Origin of the sequence: Pseudoalteromonas lipolytica, from assembly GCF_003515105.1 — a bacterium.
Taxonomy (GTDB): Bacteria; Pseudomonadota; Gammaproteobacteria; order Enterobacterales; family Alteromonadaceae; genus Pseudoalteromonas; species Pseudoalteromonas lipolytica.
On the sequence record NZ_CP032090.1, the window covers coordinates 1,066,568 to 1,083,961 of the forward strand.

Here is a 17,394-nt window from a genome sequence, read left to right on the forward strand (position 1 = left end):
TTGTACCATGAAAATTAAACGTTTTTTTGCTAAAGATATGCGCACCGCACTGAAAGAAGTGAAAGATGAATTAGGTGTTGATGCGGTTATTATGTCTAACAAAAAGTTAGCGAATGGTGTTGAAATTGTCGCCGCTGTTGATTATGACAAAGCAGCCCCAAAAGCCGAAGCGAAACCGGTGCCTGCACACACAGCGCCACAACAGTCGCATAACTTCGTTAAACCAGAACCTATGCGCGCTAAACCTGAGCCACAAGCCCAAGTTGCAGACAGCCTACAAGCGTTACTAGAGCGTCAAGCCCCACGCCCTCGTTCGCCAGAGCTTGCTTCAATGTTTAATCAATCTGGTATTGAAACGAGTGAACATTATCAGCCAAAAACACACAGTTTTGCGCCGCAAGAGCAGCCGCAATATTCAGCAAAACCTCGCTATCAAGAGCAAGCAGCACCGCGAGTGCAAACACAAGCACATAGCTTAGGTTTTGATGATGATTTAGACACAGGCTTCGACGATTTAGATTCACCAGCAGAACACAAAACGGCCACACCCGCAAGCCACTCAGAAATGGCGACGATGCGTGAAGAAATGAATGCCATTCGTCAATTACTTGAACATCAAGTATCTGGTTTGATGCAGCAAGACATGGCGCGTCGTGATCCTACCCGCGCTTGTATGATTGATCGCCTAGCCGGTATGGGCATTGAGCGTGATGTTGCGGAGCAAATGGCGTGTTTTATTCCTGATGACGTTTCGCGTCAACAAGCGTGGCAAGCCTTATTGCAAATGGTTGAAAACCAAATGCATACAACAAATAATGAAATTTTACGTCAAGGCGGTGTGTACGCTTTAGTGGGTCCTACGGGGGTGGGCAAAACCACCACCGTGGCGAAATTGGCAGCCCTTGGTGCACAAAAATATGGTGCAGATAAAGTCGCGCTTATTACAACAGACACTTACCGTATTGGAGCGTATGAGCAGCTAGCCACTTATGGCCGCATTATTGGCTGTGGTGTGAAACAAGTTAAAGACGCAAATGAATTAGCTGAAGTGTTATACCATTTACGCAATAAGCGTCTAGTATTAATAGACACTGCGGGTATGAGTCAACGCGACTTACGCTTAACTGAGCAACTTAATACATTAATGCGCAATCAGCGTGTCGACATTCGCAGTTATTTAGTGTTAAGTGCAACAGCGCAAATTAACGTGCTACAAGAAACCGTTCGCCACTTTAAAAAAGTGCAACTAAGTGGTTGTATCTTCACTAAGTTAGATGAATCACTTAGTTTAGGTGAGATTATTAGTATTGCGATTCAAAATCGCTTGCCAATAGGGTATCTTACTAATGGTCAGCGTGTTCCTGAAGATATTCGCGTTGCGAATGCAGAAAAACTAGTAAAAAAAGCTGAGCAATTATATTTAAAACGAGCAAAAGCACAACATTCACGACGTCAAGCAGTAGCGTCGAACACAGTAGGGATGTATGATTAACACAGTATTAGATCAAGCAAGCGGCCTGCGCAAAATGAATCAAAATAATAATAGTGGCGTTAAAGTTATCGCTGTCACTGGCGGCAAAGGTGGTGTGGGTAAAACGAATGTGTCACTCAATACCGCGATCGCATTAGGTCAGCTGGGAAATCGTGTATTAGTATTAGATGCCGATTTAGGGTTGGCAAATTGTGACGTAATGCTTGGTTTACGTGTCGAGAGAAACTTATCTCATGTTTTATCTGGTGAGTGTGAACTGGATGAAATTCTTGTCGAAGGCCCAGCAGGTATAAAAATTGTGCCAGCGACTTCGGGCTCGCAAAGTATGGTTGAGTTAACACCGTCAGAACATGCGGGGCTTATCCGCGCATTTAGCGAGCTAAATACTGAGTTTGATATTTTAATTGTCGATACCGCTGCGGGTATTTCAGACATGGTATTAAGCTTTTCGCGTGCAGCGCAAGATGTTGTTGTTGTTGTATGCGATGAACCTACCTCAATTACCGACGCTTACGCCCTAATTAAAGTGTTAAGTCGTGAGCATGGCGTTTACAAATTTAAAATAGTTGCCAATATGGTGCGCAGTATGCGTGAAGGGCAAGAATTATTTGCTAAACTCTCAAAAGTAACGGATCGATTCTTAGATGTGTCTATGGAACTTGTCGCAACCATTCCGTATGACGAGAATATGCGCAAATCGACCCGCCGCCAAAAAGTGATTGTGGAGTTATTTCCAAACTCACCAGCCGCTGTGGCATTTAAAACATTAGCAACGAAAGCAGTTAAGTGGCCAATTCCAAATCAACCGTCAGGTCATTTAGAATTTTTTATTGAAAAACTAGTAAACGGTTAACTATGACAACATCGGTGAATAAAGCGATGGGATATCAATCAGCACAGAATTTAAATGCGATTGTTGAAAAACATGCCTCTTTAGTCAAAAAAGTGGCGTGTCATCTAATTGCTCGTTTACCTGCCAGTGTGCAACTCGATGATTTGATTCAGTCAGGTATGATTGGCCTTATAGAAGCGTCGAAAAATTTTGATGCGAGTAAAGGGGCCAGTTTTGAAACATTTGCGGGTATTCGAATTCGAGGTGCTATGCTCGATGAAATCCGTCGAGGTGATTGGGCTCCCCGTTCAGTTCACCGCAATGCACGCCTTGTCGCTGAAACGATTTCGGATTTAGAGAGTATTTTAAACCGCGAGCCAAAAGACACAGAAGTTGCTGAAAAACTTGATATTACACTGGATGAGTACCATCATATTCTACATGATGTAAATTCCAGTAAGGTACTGGGTATAGAGGATTTAGGCGTTGATGAAGACGTCATCACACCTATGGGGCATGATTTAGCACTAGACAAACCGTTTAATAATGTTAAAAATGAACGGTTTAACCAGTCTCTATTGACGGCTATCCAATCTTTACCAGAAAGAGATGCACTCGTTTTGTCTTTGTATTACAACGATGAAATGAACTTAAAAGAAATAGGGCACATACTCGATGTTAGCGAATCGCGTGTGAGTCAAATACATGGTCAGGCGATGATTAAGCTCAAAGCAAAAATCAATGACTGGATTAATTAGTAGTAAGTAAATAAGGTTCAAACCTCACCGGAGGATGTTTTGGATAAAAACATGAAAATTCTTGTTGTTGATGATTTTTCTACAATGAGACGTATCATTAAAAACCTGTTAAGGGATTTAGGTTTTACCAATGTGCAGGAAGCTGATGATGGTTCAACAGCATTGCCGATGTTGCAAAATCAAGAGTTTGATTTTGTTGTAACAGATTGGAATATGCCTGGAATGCAAGGTATTGATCTATTACGCGCAATTCGTGCTGATGATAGCCTTAAACATATCCCCGTGTTAATGGTGACAGCTGAAGCGAAAAAAGAACAAATTGTTGCTGCTGCTCAAGCGGGTGTTAATGGCTATATCGTCAAACCATTCACTGCTGCGACACTGAAAACCAAATTGGAAAAAGTGTTTGAACGTTTAGGTTAATCTAAGGGGAGAGGCTTATGTCAGCACTTGCTGCGCCTCAAATAAGTTTAGAGCAAGCTCGTCAACTTGTTGAGTATCTTGAAAATGGTGAACAAGAGAAGGCTGATAAGCTGATACTTGAAACAGCATCAAAAGAACAATCAGAGTTGTTTGCTGAAGTCGGTAAATTGACACGACAACTTCATGAAGCACTAAAAAACTTCGATCTTGATACTCGACTCACAGATTTAACAACAGAAGCAATCCCGGATGCAAAGCAGCGCTTGAATTATGTCATGGAAATGACTGAAAGCGCGGCCAATAAAACGATGGATGCCGTGGAAGCGAGTTTGCCTATAGCACAACAGCTCGCTGATGAAATTGCCACGATTAAACCAACGTGGGATCGTTTAATGAATCGAGAAATTGAACTCGGTGAATTTAAAACGTTATGCCACAGCTTAGATAAGTTCATGAATAACTCGCACACCAAAACAGATGAGTTACAAGGCTTGATGACCAACGTGCTAATGGCGCAAGATTATCAAGACTTGACGGGGCAGGTAATACGCCGTGTTATCGAATTAGTGCGCGAAGTAGAAGACAGTTTAATCAATCTCTTAACTGTATTCGGCAGTCAAGACGATGGTCAAATAAAACAAGAAAAACAGGCCATAGACAAAGCACCTGCACAAAGCGATACGCTGGCAGGTCCAGAAGGGCCAATTATTGATAAAGAGTCACGCGATGATGTTGTTTCAGGACAAGATGAAGTTGATGACCTATTATCAAGTCTGGGCTTCTAAGAGGAGAGTAGCTGCATGAGCTTTGAAGTCGATGAAGATATTTTACAGGATTTCCTTGTTGAAGCAGGGGAAATTTTAGAGCTTTTGTCAGAGCAATTGGTCGAGCTTGAAAATAATCCAGATGATAAAGACTTACTAAACGCTATTTTTAGAGGCTTTCACACCGTAAAAGGTGGCGCAGGCTTTTTAAGCATGACTGAACTTGTTGATGCGTGTCATGGTGCTGAAAATGTGTTTGATTTGTTGCGCCAAGGCGTGCGCAGTGTCACACCAGAACTTATGGATGTTATTTTACAAGCCCTCGATACAATCAATGAAATGTTCGCGACAATTCAAAATCGTGAACAACCAGAGCCAGCAGATCAAGCCCTCTTAGACGTCCTACATAAATTAAGTCAACCACCAACAGCAGAAGAGCTCGCTGGTGAAGACACAACCGTAACAGACGAAGTAGCAGAAGAAGTCACTGTTGAGCCTGAACCGGTTGTTGATACACCCGAAGTTACTGCTGATGTCTCTAGTAATATTGATGACGACGATCCGTTTGCATTTGATATGTTATTTGATGGGGGATTGGGTGATACCCAAGCTCAACCACAAAACATAGATGAAATTACTGAAGATGAATTCGAAAGCTTGCTCGATGAGTTGCACGGTAAAGGCCAAGGGCCTGCATCAATCACATCAGACACCATGAGCAGTGACAGCGATGATATTACCGATGATGAGTTTGACAGCTTATTAGATGAGCTTCACGGCGTTGGCAGTTTTGGTGAAGTAAAAGCCGACAAAATTACCAGCCAAGCTCCCGCTGAGCCAAGCGCTCCGGTCGAGCAAAGCCCCCCTGCAGTCAGTAATGAAGGCTCTGATGATGAAATTAGTGATGATGAGTTTGAAGCATTACTTGATGAATTACATGGCAAAGGCAGTGCGCCGCAATCATTAGAGACAGATAAGCCGCAAACGCCAGAAACAACCAAAGTTGAGCCAACAAAACCTGCGGCCCCAGTGGCTGCAAAGGTTGAGCCTGCTAAATCTGCGCCACAACCTGCAACGAGTAAGCCTGCGCCAACTGAAAAAGCGCCCGAGAAACAGGCTGCTGCGGCGGCGAAAAAAGCGCCGCCTCCCCAAGCTGAAACAACCGTGCGTGTCGACACTAAACGGTTAGACCAAATTATGAACATGGTTGGTGAGTTGGTGTTGGTGCGCAATCGCTTAGTGAGCCTTGCAAATAACACCAACAGTGAGGCTATGGGGAAAGCCATTTCGAACCTAGATGTCGTCACGGCAGACTTGCAAGGTGCGGTAATGAAAACCCGCATGCAGCCAATTAAGAAAGTATTTGGTCGTTTCCCGCGTGTTGTTCGTGATTTAGCACGTAGCTTGAAAAAAGACATCAACTTGCTATTAGTCGGTGAAGAAACCGACTTAGATAAAAACTTAGTTGAAGCCCTTGCTGATCCACTTGTTCACTTAGTGCGTAACTCTGTTGACCATGGTATCGAGATGCCTGCGGTGCGCGAAGCGGCCGGTAAGCCTCGTACAGGGACAGTTACGCTTTCAGCATCGCAAGAAGGCGATCATATCCTGCTCACCATTCGTGATGATGGTGCAGGTATGGATCCTGAGAAGCTGAAAAAAATAGCAATAAACAAAGGGGTTATCGATCACGACCAAGCGAGTCGTTTATCGGACACTGAAGCGTATAATTTAATATTTGCACCAGGTTTTTCAACCAAAGAGGAAATCTCAGATATTTCAGGTCGTGGTGTGGGTATGGATGTGGTGAAAACCAAAATCACCCAACTAAATGGCTCTGTGAACATTCAATCTGAGCTAGGTGTTGGAACCATACTTGAGATCAAAGTACCTTTAACACTGGCAATCTTGCCGACTCTGATGGTTATTGTGGGTGAGCAAACTTTTGCTTTACCACTGGCTGGGGTGAGTGAAATTTTCCATCTTGATTTAACAAAGACCAACGTTGTCGATGGGCAACTGACAATTATTGTCCGTAAAAAAGCGATTCCATTATTTTATTTACAACATTGGTTAGTGAAAGGAGCCAATCGCCAAGAGCGTAAAGCAGAAGGTCATGTGGTTATCGTACAGATTGGTACTAAGCAAGTGGGCTTTGTCGTTGACTCATTAATTGGTCAAGAAGAGGTGGTGATAAAACCTCTCGATGCTTTACTGCAAGGTACACCAGGTATGGCAGGCGCAACAATCACTTCTGATGGTGGCATTGCACTGATTTTAGATGTACCAAGTATGCTAAAACATTACGTTGGCTAATAATAGTTAGGCTCAATAATTTTAAAGTGCAGCTAATATGCTGCACTTTATGGCATAAATAACAAGAGAGTGCTAATGGCAGTCAAAGTATTAGTTGTTGATGATTCAAGCTTTTTTCGTCGCAGAGTAAGCGAAATATTAGAGCAAGACAGCGACATTCAGGTAATAGGGTTTGCTGTAAATGGCCGCGAAGCAGTTGATAAAGCGCGTGAGCTAAAACCAGATGTTATTACAATGGATGTTGAAATGCCGGTACTTGACGGCATTAGTGCTGTTAAAGAAATTATGGCAGCAACGCCTACGCCAATATTAATGTTTTCTTCGTTAACCCGAGATGGTGCAACAGCCACGCTAGATGCACTGGACGCGGGGGCGCTTGATTTCTTGCCTAAAAAGTTTGAAGACATTGCAAGAAACAATGAAGAAGCGATTGCCTTACTACAAAATAAAGTAAAGGAAATAGGGCGTCGCCGTATTTCTCGTTTTACACGTCCTTTGACTTCACCTCGTCCGGCGTCCCCGACACCTGCAACTAGCACGCGAAGCGGCGGCATTGTTCAGCCAGATCGTAGTTTTAGCCGTTCAACTCCCGCAGCGCCTTCGCCGTCGAGTAATGTTAGAGCGTCAGGGAAACAGTACCAAGTTGTTGCAATTGGCACCTCGACAGGTGGCCCCGTTGCGCTGCAAACAATATTAACGCAACTACCTGCTAATTTTCCGCACCCCATATTACTTATTCAACATATGCCGGCTGCATTCACGCCAGCGTTTGCTGCACGTTTAAATGGCCTGTGTAAAATCAATGTGAAAGAAGCACAGCAGGGTGACAGACTGATGCCTGGCACTGCGTATTTAGCACCGGGTGGTCAGCAAATGCTGATAGAGGGACGTGGCTCTGCACGCACACTGCGTGTGTTTGAAGATGACAGTCCGCGTATTACCTATAAACCCAGTGTCGATGTGACATTTGCCAGTGCTGCAAAAGCATTTGGTGGTGATGTATTAGCGGTGGTGCTGACTGGTATGGGGGCTGATGGTCGTGATGGTGCTCGCATGCTGAAGCAAGTGGGAGCCACTATTTGGGCACAAGATGAAAAAACCAGTGTGGTTTATGGTATGCCACAGGCTGTCGCTAATGCGGGTTTAGCCAGTGAAAACCTAGCTCTTAATGATGTTGCTACACGCTTAATACGTGAGACTGGCTGTGGATAAGCTGTCTTTTCTTGGATTAATCGTTGCTATTTGTGCCATAACCTTCGGCTACGCGCTTGAGGGAGGGGTTGTCAGTGCTTTGTTCAATGGTCCTGCCTTAATTATTGTACTTGGCGGAACTTTAGGTGCGGTCATGCTGCAAACACCAGGCAGTGTGTTTACTAAAACGCTGAAAATTAGTCACTGGGTGTTTTTTCCGCCTTACCATGACGTGGACGCCGCGATTGAACAAGTGAAGCGGTGGTCACAAAAAGCGCGTCAAGAAGGGTATTTAGTTTTAGAGTCTGAAGCGCTTGCGCACCCAGACCCCTATGCTGCAAAAGGTTTAAGCTTGCTTGTTGATGGCGCCGGCGAAAATAAGCTCAGAGATACGCTAGAGATTGATTTAATGCTTGAACGCGAACGTCTGTTAGAAGTCAGTCGCGTGTATGAAGCAATGGGCGGCTATAGCCCCACAATTGGCATATTAGGGGCCGTGCTTGGCCTTATTCAGGCAATGCAATTTATTACTGACCCAGAAAAGTTAGGTGCAGGCGTTGCAACGGCGTTTATTGCGACGATTTACGGCGTCGGTTTAGCTAATTTATTGTTCCTGCCAATGGCAAATAAGCTAAAACAACAGATTGAACAAAAAATGCTGTATCACGAATTACTTGCTGAAGGCATTATTGCGATTGCTCAAGGCGAGAGCCCACTCAATATTGAACTTAAACTTGAGGCGTACCGTGTTGAACGTCCAAGCTTAGTCAGTGAGTAAGTTTTTATGATGCGCCGTCGTATGCGTCATACCACTCAAAAAAGCCAGCACACCGAGCGCTGGTTAGTCTCTTATGCGGACTACATGACTATTATGTTCGCTTTTTTTGTTGTTATGTACGCTATCGCTATTAGCAAGAATGAAGATTTTCAAATTTTGTCTGATTCGCTTGAGCAGGTGTTTGAAAAGTCAGCTCGCAAACAGGAGCAGGCAGGCACAGGCGTCAATGGGACGGGTATTTTAACTGACCGTGTGACCCCTGAAAACGACATTTTGTACGGTGAAAGTATACGTAAAGATGAGCAAGGCCCCGAGTTACTCGACGGTCAAAGTGAAACCAGCAATATAGATAAAAAGCACTTAGGTAAACCCCTTGATAGCTTGCTTACCAAGTTACAATCGGCATTAATCGATGAAATTCGGGATGGTGAGGCTAGTTTAGAGCTTCATCAAGATTGGCTTATCATAGAATTGAGCTCAGGCATGTTATTTTCATCGGGTAGCGCAGTTGCACAACAACGAGCAAAGGAAGTGGTTGCTCTAGTTAAAGAGATTATTGCCCCTGTTGATAACTATATTCGCGTTAGAGGCTACACGGATAATGAAGGTATCCGTAATGAAATGTTTCGTTCTAACTGGGAATTATCTGTTGCACGTGCCACGTCTATACTTGTTGAGCTTGAAAGTTTAGGAATAAACCCTGCGCGAATGGCAATTGAAGGGTATGGCCAGTATTCACCGTTTGCCAGTAATGATACAGCACAAGGTCGAGCCGAAAATCGTAAAGTCGTGGTGGCATTATCTAAATACGGTTTACCGCCAGAGCCAAAGCAGAATAATGATCAACCAATGGATGTCGCACCTGAAGAGCCTGCTGAAATTGAGTTGCCAAGCAATGATAACACCATTAAAGTGATTCAATTACCCCATGGTGGGATTCGAATTACCACGCGCAATGAACAATAATAAGGTGTGATGTGAAAATTTGGACAGTAGCGAATCAAAAAGGTGGAGTAGGGAAGACAACAACAGCTGTTAGTCTTGCTGGTATTCTAGCATTACAAGGAAAGCGCGTTTTACTCATAGACACCGATCCGCATGCGTCACTTACTTATTATTTTGGCATTGATTCAGAAGAGCTGGAAGTCAGTGTTTATGATATTTTTGCCCGCGGCAATAGTATGGCAAGTGAAGAAATTTTACAGGCGCTGTGCCCTTCAACGCTTGAAAACCTTGATATAATGCCCGCGACCATGGCCATAGCAACACTTGATAGAAGCATGGGCAACAAAAATGGCATGGGCCTTATTTTAAAAAAAGCACTGGCTAAAATTAGTGAGCATTATGATTACGCTATCATTGACTGCCCGCCAGTCCTTGGGGTGCTAATGGTTAATGCATTAGCTGCCAGTGAGCGAATTTTGGTTCCTGTGCAAACTGAATTCTTGGCATTGAAAGGGCTTGATAGAATGATGCGTACTATGGAGTTAATGCAAACTTCACAGTCGAAACAATACCAATATACAATTATCCCTACAATGTATGACAAGCGGACTAAAGCATCCCTTGAAGCCTATAAAACGTTGCAGGATAATTACAAAGACAAAGTGTGGTCTGGTGTAGTGCCGGTGGATACAAAATTTAGAGATGCGAGTTTGGCACAACAAGTGCCGATTCAATTTTGCCCGCGTTCACGCGGGGTTTTTGCATATCGCGCGTTACTTGATTTCTTAATTGCACAAGGTTAACGATGAGTAAGCATTTATTTGCCAATGAAAAAGTGATGACCCAATACTTGGGTGCCTTGCTGTGCGAAGATGAACCTGCTGAACAAAATCTAGAGCCTGTTGCAAAATTACTGGAGCAAGTAAAACAACCAAAAGTAGATATTGCTCCGCCAGAAGCGGCACCTGAACCCGAAATACCCCTAGTTGAACCGACTAAAGAGCTTGAGAAAACCGAGAACCAAGCTAATATCAAAGATATAGTCGAGAAATCTAGCAATGACATTGCAGCTAAAACGTCATCTGAACGTCAAGAAGACTATTTTGATGGTGAGTTTCAGGCTTTATTTTTTGAGGTGGCAGGGTTAACCCTTGCAGTGCCGTTAAAAGCATTAGGCGGTATCCATCAACTTGCAGAGGTAAACCAATTATTTGGTAAGCCTAAGTGGTTTAAAGGGGTCATGCTTAACCGCGATGAAAAACTGAATGTGGTAGACACCGCTCGCTGGGTTATGCCAGAAAAGTATAATGAAAAGCTAGAACAATCACTAGATTATCAGTATTTAATCACCTTAGGTGATAGCCAATGGGGATTGTTGGCTGAAAAGCTCGTAAATAATATTACGCTTCGCAAAGAAGATGTAAAATGGCGAGCAAAATCAGGTAAGCGGCCTTGGCTTGCTGGGGTTATCAAAGAAAAAATGTGTGCCTTGATTGATGTTGAAAATTTATATCAATTGCTAGAGCAAGGCTTAGACAGCCGTGAGCAGTAACTATTATTACGGAGTAATAGCATGAGTGAAGAAAGACTACTGTCAGCGAATAAAAATGCTGATAGCAACGATGAAGTGTTACAGTGGGTAACCTTTAAACTTGAAGCAGAAACGTACGGCATTAACGTAATGCAAGTACAAGAAGTACTTCGCTATACCGAAATTGCTCCTGTACCAGGCGCGCCTTCTTATGTACTGGGCATTATTAACTTGCGTGGTAATGTTGTTACGGTTATCGATACGCGTGCACGTTTTGGCTTAATGGGTGCAGAAGTAACAGACAATTCTCGCATTGTTATTATTGAAGCCGAAAAACAAGTTATTGGTATTTTAGTCGACAGTGTGGCTGAAGTTGTTTATTTACGCAGCTCTGAAATCGACAGTGCGCCAAATATTGGCACTGAAGAGAGCGCTAAGTTTATCCAAGGCGTTTCAAACCGTGATGGTGAGTTATTGATCTTGGTTGATCTGAATAAGCTATTAAATGACGATGAGTGGGACGAGCTGAGCGCACTATAAAGCGTTTGGAAATTATATGCTGTTATACTCCTTGTTTGGTGCCTCAATCCTACTTGTATTAGTGTGTTTGGGGCTTATTTTTGTTAATAACAATAAACAATCCGCGGCTATTCAAGCAAAGCAAAAACAACTGCAAGAAACTCAACAACAACTGAGTATTCTGCGTAGTGAAGTGGCTGAAATGCGCGCAGGAATGCTAAGTATTGGCAAACGTGTTGTCGCAGTGGAAGAAAAAAGCCAAGAGCTTGAGCAACTGCAAGACGCACAAAAATATGATGATCCTAATGCGAAAATCTATTCGCGCGCGGTCAAAATGGTTGAACTGGGTGCTGATCTCGAAGAGATTATTCACGAATGTGAACTACCCAGAGCTGAAGCTGAGTTACTTATGTCGCTTCATAAACAAAAAGGTGCTTAAGAGCACCTTTTTGCCAACTTGCACTAATGCTTAATCATTTTGAGGGATAAAACCTATCGCTAGCTGCGTTAAAAATGTCTGATTTACGACTGCATGGGTGCAGGAGGTAGGGCAGGAGCAATTGCCGAGAACAACTAAATAACGACATTTTTGCCTTGCCATCGACACCATTTTTTACCTGATATAGATTATACCATTCCGCAAAAATACTTAATCATTTTGAGTGATTAAACCAGTCGCTACCTGCGTTAAAAATTTCTGATTTAGAACAACTAAATAACTAAAATTTTGCCTTGTTATCAACGCGGTTTTATTGCCTCAAAATAGACCACTTAATTAAGCGGAATGGTATTACTTAATGATGTGAAAGGACGTTCCTTTTTAAGCCTGAATATTTAACTTGCCTTGAAAATCTTGCCAACCAGGGGGAAATTTACCGCGTAAAACATACGAAAAGGCAATAAGCTCAGCAATCACATAATAAAGCTCCTTCGGTATCTCTTCACCTAACTCAAGATGTGACAGTGTTTTTGCTAAATCAGCATCTTGATGAACTAAAATGCCTTTTTGTTCGCCAAGCTTCACAATTTCTTCTGCCAGCTCACCAAATCCTTTACAGGTTACTTTTGGCGAGTTTCCAGCTTCGTAGAGAAGACCAATGGCTGACTTATGTGTGTATTGTTCGCTCATTGAATATTAAACCTTAATGTTGATGATGGCATGCGATTTATAAAATGCCTGATGAGTCGTTGTACCTTGTTTTAAACTTAACTCTCCTACATTTAAACCATGACTAGCGAGCTTATGGCGCAGTGTATCTAAATGCGGGTGCGCTAGAGCGGTTACCTCTTGCGACGATGCAAGCAATTGGCAATCGACCGCGGTATCCATAACCTCAGCCGTTACTTGCAGTTTACCAAGCGTTGCAAAGTCAAAGTTTAACCTAACAAACCACACATTCTTGCTCTCGAGTTTATTTTTACTGGGTTTTTTGTATTGCCCAAGACTTATCTCTGTTTGCCCTGTTTCTGGGGGGAGTTTCATGGGTAAGAAAAATTGCGCGAGGGCGCTGGCATCTTGTTGCTGGTTAATCGGTGTTGCTTGCACTTGAGTGAGCGCTGTTTTTACTTGGCTTATTTCTGCGGCCATGGCTTGCAAGCTAGGTTGTTGAAGTTGTTCGAGTAACTTATTACTGTTCACGGCTTTAAAGTTAGGTACTAACACCTGTAAAAGTGCATCAAGCCCTGTTTGATTATTAAAACTAAGGTTTGTAGGGGCTTGGCTTACGATGGGGGCCGCGAGTGTGGTTATAGCTAATTGTTCAAGCCCTTGAGTAAAACTGGCTTGTTGGCTTTGAGGTGTCAAACTTGAGGGCCTTATAATGCTCAGTAACTCACGCTCAATGGTTGAAGGGTGTACATTTTGAGTTGATATCATTCTATTAAATGCTTGATTCACCAATCTATTTAAATCGACTGAGGGGGATTTGTTTTGCTCACTTAGTTCATTGATTTTTTGACTCAGCTGTACAGGAAGATCACTGACTGCGCTACTTTTGGTGTTAGGTAAAGGCAGTAACTTTGCAATTAACGCCGCCTCTAAAGGCCTAATGGGTTGTAATGGTTGCGCTAAGTTAGGCTCTTTCAACGCTAAATAAGGTGGCTGCATTTTTAATGTATTACCCGCATCTGTCAGCAGTTTGTCTAACTTGGGGTGTGTCAGCGCTGGTTGCGTTTTGAGACTTGCTACATTACTTGGCGGCTGGGTCAGTGTCATTTGGTTTGCTGCAACAGGTTTAGCGTGAGGCTTTATTAATGGCGACTCTGTCCCCTGAGTTTTATTAGCCTCAGCGGGGATTAGTTTTTGTAATTCAATTGCTTGTTGACTATTGATGCGTGGAAAAACACTTGCTTTAATCAATTTAAATAGCTGAACAAGTGGCGCCGATTTAGTAAAGCTAACAGGCAGCATCGGGTTTTCGACCTGCGCTCGTATTGTAGCTGTTGTCCCTGAAGTGTTGGCTAAGGGGGCATGAGTCTTTGGTGCATCAGCCACAGCGGTTGCTGATGTTGGCTGATGGAATCGTGTTTCGGTTGGCCTGTTATTTTCAAAAGCCGCGAGTTTGACAATATCGAGTCGTTTAGCATTAAAGCCAAGCTGACTGATTGAGTCGGTTTTAGTATTCAATGCAGCATCAAGTGAATTATTTGTGGCTTTATTTGCAGCGGGTAGTTTTTCGAAATAACGAACAGCATCGGTTATGCGCGTTTTTAGGTCGGCAAAACTGCCTTTTAACCATGAGCGAATCGGTGAGTCTGTGGTGCTTAGTGGCGTTAATTCAACATGCTGTTTAGGGGAAGCATTGCGCTGGCTTTGCAGTGCTTGAATAAAGGTCTCTGCGAGAGAATTTTTAAGTGTTATTTGCTGTGCAGGCGCTTGATTAATAAGCGTGATAGTGTCTTTAATTGCCTTAGGTGTCATTATTAAACTAAGCGGGCTTAACTGCCATTGAGCTTGAATATTTTTTACTTGCTTAGAGGGCAGTGTATTTAATGGCACCGTTAAGGAGGACGTTGGCTTTTCAGGTATGTTCAACTGCACTTGTTGCCCAGATAGCTTTAGGTTTAGCTCAGGTGTGAGTTTTGCCAAAAGTTCTGCGACCTTTTGCTGGCTAATACTTTGTTGGTGAAGTGAATCACCAAAACGGTTAATGATTGTCAGCGAAAACTCGTTGTGTTTATTGCTGGCAGGCACTATCACAGCCTTGAGTGGAGTTTCTGTTTTTAAGAGTGCTGCAAGGGTGTTATTGAGTACAAACTCAGTGTTGAGTACGGGTAATTGCAAAGCCGGCTTTGTTGCAGCAAGGTTTGCAGGTAAGGGGGCGGTTGTACGTGAGTCACCCTGTGCTAACAGATTAAGTAAAGCGTGTAACTGAGGCGCTTTACTCAGCGTCATTGTTACGGGTAAGGGTGATATTGTCAGTTGTTTACCATCGCTGCTTAATTGAATGGTTGCGGCTAAAAATTTCTCAAGTTGTGGGTTCGCTTGTTCTGTCGATAAGCGTAAGGTTTGCCAGCTGTTATTAATTAATACATCCATTTGCACAGTATGTTTAGTTACAACAATATTGCGTGCTGTTAAGTGCTGATCTGTGAGTGCTTTTAACGCGTCGTTGGGGTGTTGTTGATCAGCCGAATGTATGCCTTTTGGATCAAGGTTTAGGTGAGTGGTGAGAGTCAACTGGCTTTGTTTATTCATTATTTTAGATCAAATATAAGTTAATCGTTATAAAGCAATATTCGTATTACCCTATCATTATGGTAGACTAACGCCTAATTTTGGGTATAGAGAATCATCATCTTGTTACACATTAAGGCCGTCACCTGCATCAAGCAAGATCGTTGTTTGTTTGCGGATCTTAATTTCAGCTTGAAATCGGGGCAAATTATGCAGTTAGCTGGTCCGAATGGGGCTGGTAAAACATCATTATTGCGTATTATTGCTGGTTTCGCTATGCCAGATGAGGGCGATGTTTTATGGCAAGACCGTTCGATTGCAAAATACTACGATGAGTATGCGCAATCGCTTTTATTTATCGGTCATAAAACAGGTGTGAATAGCCAACTGACGGCGCTTGAGAATGTGGCGTTTTGGCTAAAGATTAATGGTTACGATACACAGCAAGATCTCTATCCTATCTTAGCCAAAATTGGTTTAGTGGGGCTTGAAGATGTGCCAGTACGCATGCTCTCCGCAGGACAGCAACGTCGTGTGGCTTTAGTGCGACTATGGCTAAACAGTGCAAAGTTATGGATTTTAGATGAGCCATTTACAGCACTTGATAAAAGCGGTGTGGCATTTTTACAAGCACGATTCGTTGAACACTTAAATGCTGGTGGGGCTATTCTTCTCACTACGCACCAAGATTTAACAACACAGTTTAGTGATCTTAAAACGGTGACTTTGGAGTATCGCCACTGATGGTAAAGCAGCACTCTTATTGGCAACTGTTCTCTGCGGTTTTTTCAAAAGATCTTAAATTAGCGTTTCGTCAGCGTGCTGAAATCGTTAATCCTATTCTATTTTTTCTGATTGTTATCACTCTTTTCCCACTGGCGATTGGACCTGAACCGGGTTTATTAGCACGAATGGCACCGGGTATTATTTGGGTCGCCGCATTACTTTCAACCATGCTTGGTTTAGACAAACTTTTTCGTGATGATTACCACGATGGCACATTAGAGCAGCTTATAGCTTCGTCATACCCGTTACCTTTGACAGTATTGGCTAAAGTGGCTGCTCATTGGGTGATTACGGGGCTGCCTTTGGTATTAATGACGCCAGTTTTCGCTTTGTTATTAAATTTAGAAAGTTCAGCACTTCTTGCTACAGTGCTAACCCTGTTATTGGGTACACCTTTGCTAAGCTTTATAGGCGCAATCGGTGCTGGACTCACGGTGGGTTTACAAAAAGGCGGCATTTTAATGAGCTTACTTGTGTTGCCTTTGTATATCCCAGTATTAATTTTTGCAACATCTGCTATCGACACCAGTTCAATGGAGCTTGCGTATAGTGGACAGCTTGCAATCCTTGGCGCCATGCTAATCGTTGCGATTTTAGCTGCGCCAATTGCCATATCGTCAGCATTGAAAGTGAGTGTAAGTTAATATGTGGAAGTGGTTACATCCCTACGCAAAAGCAGATCGTGCTTACCAATTGTGTAACACCTTACTGCCTTATTTCGCCGTCGTGACGGTGGTGTGTATGATTGTTGGATGGGTCTGGGGGCTGGCTTATGCACCTGCAGATTACCAACAAAAAGACAGCTACCGAATTATTTTTATCCATGTCCCATCTGCAATCTTATCGATGGGTGCTTATTCCTCTATGGCGATTGCCGCAGTGATCGCATTAGTATGGCAACTACGTAATGCTGAACTTGCAGTGATTGCAATTGCGCCTGTTGGAGCGTGTGTAACAGCAATCGCATTAATCACCGGAGCAGCCTGGGGTAAACCTATGTGGGGCGCTTGGTGGGTGTGGGATGCACGCTTAACGTCAGAGCTTATTCTGTTATTTTTATACTTAGGTGTGTTGTCGCTATACCATGCTTTTGAAGATAAGAAAGCCGCAGGGCGAGCCGCGTGTATTTTGGCCATTGTTGGGGTAATAAACCTCCCTATCATTCACTTCTCAGTTGAGTGGTGGAACACCCTTCATCAAGGTGCCACAATCACAAAGTTTGATACAAAAGCGATTGACCCAAGCATGTTTTGGCCATTAATGGTGAATATTGTTGCGTTTGCTGCCTTTGTCGGGACTGTGACGTTGATCCGTCTTAAAAATGAAATATTACAGCGTGAAAAGCACCGTCCGTGGGTGCGTCAAATGCTTGAGCGAGGTTAA

At 43.2% G+C, this 17,394-nt stretch carries 18 protein-coding genes; 16 read left to right on the plus strand and 2 right to left on the minus strand.

Features of this window, described 5'->3' with window-relative positions; genetic code table 11:
- Positions 1-7 precede the first annotated feature (7 nt).
- The 13 genes from flhF to D0907_RS04880 all read left to right on the plus strand — a co-directional run bounded on the left by flhF (position 8) and on the right by D0907_RS04880 (position 11,988).
- On the plus strand, positions 8-1,492 hold the full coding sequence (gene flhF / locus D0907_RS04820; RefSeq protein ID WP_075593872.1) for a flagellar biosynthesis GTPase FlhF: 1,485 nt from the start codon (positions 8-10) through the stop codon (positions 1,490-1,492).
- Positions 1,485-2,345 carry a MinD/ParA family ATP-binding protein gene (locus D0907_RS04825; RefSeq protein ID WP_036970099.1) on the plus strand — a complete coding sequence of 287 codons (861 nt, stop codon included), beginning with the start codon at positions 1,485-1,487 and terminating at the stop codon, positions 2,343-2,345. Before flhF ends, D0907_RS04825 begins: the two co-directional genes overlap by 8 nt.
- A gap of 26 nt (positions 2,346-2,371) precedes the next feature.
- A complete protein-coding gene (locus tag D0907_RS04830) occupies positions 2,372-3,082 on the plus strand; it encodes an RNA polymerase sigma factor FliA (protein WP_036971668.1) in 711 nt (236 codons plus the stop codon).
- 39 nt (positions 3,083-3,121) lie between these two features.
- Entirely contained in the window at positions 3,122-3,505 is a 384-nt protein-coding gene (cheY, locus tag D0907_RS04835) for a chemotaxis response regulator CheY (RefSeq protein WP_016708035.1), read from the plus strand.
- A gap of 17 nt (positions 3,506-3,522) precedes the next feature.
- The gene (locus D0907_RS04840) at positions 3,523-4,290 is read left to right on the plus strand and encodes a protein phosphatase CheZ (protein WP_036970081.1); all 768 of its coding nucleotides are present in this window, start codon (positions 3,523-3,525) and stop codon (positions 4,288-4,290) included.
- A 15-nt stretch (positions 4,291-4,305) separates the two neighbouring features.
- Positions 4,306-6,585, plus strand: a complete 2,280-nt coding sequence (locus D0907_RS04845) for a chemotaxis protein CheA (RefSeq protein ID WP_075593873.1) — start codon at positions 4,306-4,308, stop codon at positions 6,583-6,585.
- A gap of 75 nt (positions 6,586-6,660) precedes the next feature.
- Positions 6,661-7,797 carry a protein-glutamate methylesterase/protein-glutamine glutaminase gene (locus tag D0907_RS04850; RefSeq protein WP_118844095.1) on the plus strand — a complete coding sequence of 379 codons (1,137 nt, stop codon included), beginning with the start codon at positions 6,661-6,663 and terminating at the stop codon, positions 7,795-7,797.
- The gene (locus D0907_RS04855; protein ID WP_065978755.1) at positions 7,790-8,554 is read left to right on the plus strand and encodes a flagellar motor protein; all 765 of its coding nucleotides are present in this window, start codon (positions 7,790-7,792) and stop codon (positions 8,552-8,554) included. Before D0907_RS04850 ends, D0907_RS04855 begins: the two co-directional genes overlap by 8 nt.
- Before the next feature lie 6 nt (positions 8,555-8,560).
- The gene (locus D0907_RS04860; RefSeq protein WP_065978756.1) at positions 8,561-9,520 is read left to right on the plus strand and encodes a flagellar motor protein MotB; all 960 of its coding nucleotides are present in this window, start codon (positions 8,561-8,563) and stop codon (positions 9,518-9,520) included.
- Positions 9,521-9,531: 11 nt separating this feature from the next.
- Complete coding sequence (locus D0907_RS04865; protein WP_036970071.1) at positions 9,532-10,302, plus strand: ParA family protein; 771 nt, start codon at positions 9,532-9,534, stop codon at positions 10,300-10,302.
- A gap of 2 nt (positions 10,303-10,304) precedes the next feature.
- The gene (locus D0907_RS04870; protein WP_036970068.1) at positions 10,305-11,051 is read left to right on the plus strand and encodes a chemotaxis protein CheW; all 747 of its coding nucleotides are present in this window, start codon (positions 10,305-10,307) and stop codon (positions 11,049-11,051) included.
- Between the two features lie 21 nt (positions 11,052-11,072).
- Entirely contained in the window at positions 11,073-11,570 is a 498-nt protein-coding gene (locus D0907_RS04875; RefSeq protein WP_036970065.1) for a chemotaxis protein CheW, read from the plus strand.
- Between the two features lie 16 nt (positions 11,571-11,586).
- The gene (locus tag D0907_RS04880) at positions 11,587-11,988 is read left to right on the plus strand and encodes a DUF2802 domain-containing protein (protein ID WP_036970062.1); all 402 of its coding nucleotides are present in this window, start codon (positions 11,587-11,589) and stop codon (positions 11,986-11,988) included.
- Between the two features lie 381 nt (positions 11,989-12,369).
- Here the strand turns inward: D0907_RS04880 and D0907_RS04885 are convergent, their stop codons facing one another.
- Both D0907_RS04885 and fliK read right to left on the minus strand, forming a co-directional pair.
- Complete coding sequence (locus D0907_RS04885; RefSeq protein ID WP_036970060.1) at positions 12,370-12,678, minus strand: EscU/YscU/HrcU family type III secretion system export apparatus switch protein; 309 nt, start codon at positions 12,676-12,678, stop codon at positions 12,370-12,372.
- Positions 12,679-12,684: 6 nt separating this feature from the next.
- The gene (gene fliK / locus D0907_RS04890; RefSeq protein ID WP_244223141.1) at positions 12,685-15,246 is read right to left on the minus strand and encodes a flagellar hook-length control protein FliK; all 2,562 of its coding nucleotides are present in this window, start codon (positions 15,244-15,246) and stop codon (positions 12,685-12,687) included.
- Positions 15,247-15,348: 102 nt separating this feature from the next.
- On the opposite strand from fliK, the gene ccmA reads away from it, so the two are divergent.
- The 3 genes from ccmA to D0907_RS04905 are packed head-to-tail and all read left to right on the plus strand — an operon-like array spanning position 15,349 to position 17,394.
- Positions 15,349-15,969: a cytochrome c biogenesis heme-transporting ATPase CcmA gene (gene ccmA, locus D0907_RS04895; RefSeq protein ID WP_118844096.1), complete on the plus strand. Its 621-nt coding sequence runs from the start codon at positions 15,349-15,351 to the stop codon at positions 15,967-15,969.
- The gene (gene ccmB / locus D0907_RS04900; RefSeq protein WP_036970055.1) at positions 15,969-16,655 is read left to right on the plus strand and encodes a heme exporter protein CcmB; all 687 of its coding nucleotides are present in this window, start codon (positions 15,969-15,971) and stop codon (positions 16,653-16,655) included. Before ccmA ends, ccmB begins: the two co-directional genes overlap by 1 nt.
- 1 nt (position 16,656) lies before the next feature.
- Positions 16,657-17,394, plus strand: a complete 738-nt coding sequence (locus D0907_RS04905; protein WP_036970052.1) for a heme ABC transporter permease — start codon at positions 16,657-16,659, stop codon at positions 17,392-17,394.

Bases quoted from the DNA above. Each gene is read 5' to 3' on its own strand.
- flhF (WP_075593872.1), top strand. From the start codon at position 8: ATGAAAATTAAACGTTTTTTTGCTAAAGATATGCGCACCGCACTGAAA.
- D0907_RS04825 (WP_036970099.1), top strand. From the start codon at position 1,485: ATGATTAACACAGTATTAGATCAAGCAAGCGGCCTGCGCAAAATGAAT.
- D0907_RS04830 (WP_036971668.1), top strand. From the start codon at position 2,372: ATGGGATATCAATCAGCACAGAATTTAAATGCGATTGTTGAAAAACAT.
- D0907_RS04840 (WP_036970081.1), top strand. From the start codon at position 3,523: ATGTCAGCACTTGCTGCGCCTCAAATAAGTTTAGAGCAAGCTCGTCAA.
- D0907_RS04845 (WP_075593873.1), top strand. From the start codon at position 4,306: ATGAGCTTTGAAGTCGATGAAGATATTTTACAGGATTTCCTTGTTGAA.
- D0907_RS04850 (WP_118844095.1), top strand. From the start codon at position 6,661: ATGGCAGTCAAAGTATTAGTTGTTGATGATTCAAGCTTTTTTCGTCGC.
- D0907_RS04860 (WP_065978756.1), top strand. From the start codon at position 8,561: ATGATGCGCCGTCGTATGCGTCATACCACTCAAAAAAGCCAGCACACC.
- D0907_RS04870 (WP_036970068.1), top strand. From the start codon at position 10,305: ATGAGTAAGCATTTATTTGCCAATGAAAAAGTGATGACCCAATACTTG.
- D0907_RS04875 (WP_036970065.1), top strand. From the start codon at position 11,073: ATGAGTGAAGAAAGACTACTGTCAGCGAATAAAAATGCTGATAGCAAC.
- D0907_RS04880 (WP_036970062.1), top strand. From the start codon at position 11,587: ATGCTGTTATACTCCTTGTTTGGTGCCTCAATCCTACTTGTATTAGTG.
- D0907_RS04885 (WP_036970060.1), bottom strand. From the start codon at position 12,678: ATGAGCGAACAATACACACATAAGTCAGCCATTGGTCTTCTCTACGAA.
- fliK (WP_244223141.1), bottom strand. From the start codon at position 15,246: ATGAATAAACAAAGCCAGTTGACTCTCACCACTCACCTAAACCTTGAT.
- ccmB (WP_036970055.1), top strand. From the start codon at position 15,969: ATGGTAAAGCAGCACTCTTATTGGCAACTGTTCTCTGCGGTTTTTTCA.
- D0907_RS04905 (WP_036970052.1), top strand. From the start codon at position 16,657: ATGTGGAAGTGGTTACATCCCTACGCAAAAGCAGATCGTGCTTACCAA.